Origin of the sequence: Janthinobacterium lyxosi (genome assembly GCF_051380665.1) — a bacterium.
Classification (GTDB): Bacteria; Pseudomonadota; Gammaproteobacteria; order Burkholderiales; family Burkholderiaceae_D; genus Janthinobacterium.
The window spans coordinates 1-2,608 of sequence record NZ_JBNYXM010000077.1 but is presented as its reverse complement, the minus strand read 5'-3'; the positions used below and the strand labels follow the sequence as shown (position 1 = coordinate 2,608).

2 protein-coding genes are annotated in these 2,608 nt (G+C 64.5%); both read left to right on the top strand.

Annotated features, from left to right (window positions below; all coding sequences use genetic code 11):
- Positions 1-213 precede the first annotated feature (213 nt).
- On the top strand, positions 214-1,737 hold the full coding sequence (gene istA, locus ACQ4WP_RS29175) for an IS21 family transposase (RefSeq protein WP_436526787.1): 1,524 nt from the start codon (positions 214-216) through the stop codon (positions 1,735-1,737).
- A gap of 11 nt (positions 1,738-1,748) precedes the next feature.
- A complete protein-coding gene (gene istB, locus ACQ4WP_RS29170; RefSeq protein ID WP_436526785.1) occupies positions 1,749-2,516 on the top strand; it encodes an IS21-like element helper ATPase IstB in 768 nt (255 codons plus the stop codon).
- Positions 2,517-2,608 lie beyond the last annotated feature (92 nt).

Sequence of the window (2,608 nt, the reverse complement as noted above, 5' to 3'; positions counted from 1 at the left end):
TGGGTATTCCGGTCTATCGTGACCAGCGATTCCGGCCTATCGTGACCGGTCATTTCGGTCCATCGTGACCACCCATTGCGGTCTATCGTGACCGATTTCGGCCGCCACCGGAATCGGCGGTCACGATGCCGGAATGGTGTTGTACAGCACCGAAATGATGTTACGCATATAGCAACCGACCGAGTACGCTCCCAGCATTTGTCTGGAGACAGCGTGCCGGTACCAAGGATCAATATGCGTAAGATAAAAGACGTATTGCGTTTGAAGCTTGACGCCAAGATGTCGCACCAGCAGATCGCCGCCGCGCTGGGGATTTCCAAGGGCGTCGTCACCAAGTATGTTGGCCTGGCCGCCACTGCGGGGCTGGACTGGGCGACCGTTCGCAGTGTCGACGAAGCGGCATTGGAACGGCGCCTGCTGGTCGCGCCGGAACGGCCACGCGACCATGTGCAGCCGGACTACGGCCGCTTGCACCAGGAACTGCGGCGCAAGGGCATGACGTTGATGCTGTTGTGGGAGGAGCACCGTGCCGACCATGCCGACCGCCATACCTACGGCTACACGCAGTTCTGCGAGAACTATCGCCGCTTCACCAGGCAACTCAAGCGCTCGATGCGCCAGGTGCACCGCGCCGGCGAGAAGCTGTTCATCGATTACGCCGGCCCCACCATCGGATTGGCCGACGGCAGCCGCGCCCACATCTTCGTCGCCGCGCTGGGCGCTTCCAGTTACACCTACGCCTGCGCCACGCCACGCGAAACGATGGCCGACTGGATCGAATCGACGGCGCGCGCGCTGGCCTTCATCGGCGGCGTGCCGCAGCTGATCGTGCCGGATAACCCGAAGGCCATGATCGCCGACGCCAACCGCTACGAGCCGCGCAGCAACGACACGGTGCTGGACTTCGCGCGCCACTACGGGACCTCGATCCTGCCGGCCCGGCCGCGCCATCCGCAGGACAAGGCCAAGGCCGAATCGGCGGTGCAGATCGTGGAACGCTGGATCATGGCGCGGCTGCGGCACCAGCGGTTCGACAGCGTGCACGAGGTCAACCAGGCTATGGCGCCGTTGCTCACCCGGCTCAACGAGAAGCTGTTCCAGAAGCTGCCCGGAAGCCGCGCCAGCGCCTTCGCCGAGATCGATGCGCCGGCCTTGCTGCCGCTGCCGTTGCAGCGCTACGAGATGGCGCACTTCAAGACGGTCAGGGTGCACATCGACTACCACGTCGAGGTCGAGCGCCACCGTTACAGCGTACCGCACGCGCTGGTGGGCCAGGTGCTGGAGGCGCGCATCACGACGGCGGTGGTGGAACTGATGCATCGGGGGCAGCGCGTGGCCAGCCATGCCCGCAACAGCCGCCAGGGAGGCTTCACCACAACGGCCGCCCACATGCCCGCCGCGCACCGCGCGCACATGGAATGGACGCCGGCGCGCCTGATCCACTGGGGCGCGGACATCGGTCCGGCGACCGCCGAGGCGGTGACCCGGCTGATGGCGGAGAACAGGCACCCCGAGCACGGCTACCGCGCCTGCCTGGGACTGCTGTCGCTGGCCAAGCGTTACGGCAAAGTGCGGCTGGAAGCGGCCTGCACGCTGGCCCTGCAGATCGGTGCCTGCCAGTACCGCCATGTGAACGACATCCTAAAAAACAACCGCGACCAAAGCGCGCCGGCCACCGCCGCTGAGTGGATCAGCCCTGACCATGCCCACGTCCGTGGACCTGGCTATTACCAGTGAGGAAAGACGAGATGATGATGCACACCACTCTGGCGCAACTGCGCACGTTGAAACTGGACGGCCTGGCGGCCGGCCTTGAGGAACAACTGGCACAACCTGGCATGGCGGCGTTGAGCTTCGAGGAGCGCGTGGCGCTGCTGATCGATCGCGAGGTCCACGCCCGCAACGACCGCAAGCTGGTACGGCTGCTGACGAACGCGCGCCTCAAATACGGTCAGGCGGCGATCGAGGACATCGACGCGCGCGCGGGCCGTGGCGTAGACCGCCGCGAGGTGATGAGCCTTGCCTTGGGCGACTGGGTCAACGCCGGCCACAGCGTCTTGATCACCGGTCCGACCGGTGCCGGCAAGTCGTGGCTGGCCTGCGCGTTGGCCCAATACGCCTGCCGGCGTGGCTACTCGGCGATCTACCAGCGCGTGCCGCGCTTGCAGGAAGAACTGCGCATCCGGCACGGCAGCGGGGCCTTCGGAAAGTGGCTGCTCCAACTAGCCAAGACCGACGTGTTGATACTCGATGATTGGGGCATGGGTGCCATCGACAGCATGACGCGCTCGGACCTGCTGGAGATCATTGACGACCGGGCTGGCAGCAAGGCCACGATCATTACGAGCCAGCTACCGGTCGAACACTGGCATGCCTGGATCGGCGACGCCACCATCGCCGACGCCATCCTGGACCGCATCATGCAGCGCAACCACCGCTTTACACTGACCGGCGATTCGCTGCGCACCCAACGCCCTAAAACCAGCAAAAAGGAGAAAAATATCGATCCATCGTGACCGCACCGACTACAATTTAGCCGCGTAACATCATTGAATGCGCAGCGGTCACGATAGACCGGAATCAGCGGTCACGTTGACCGGAATACGCA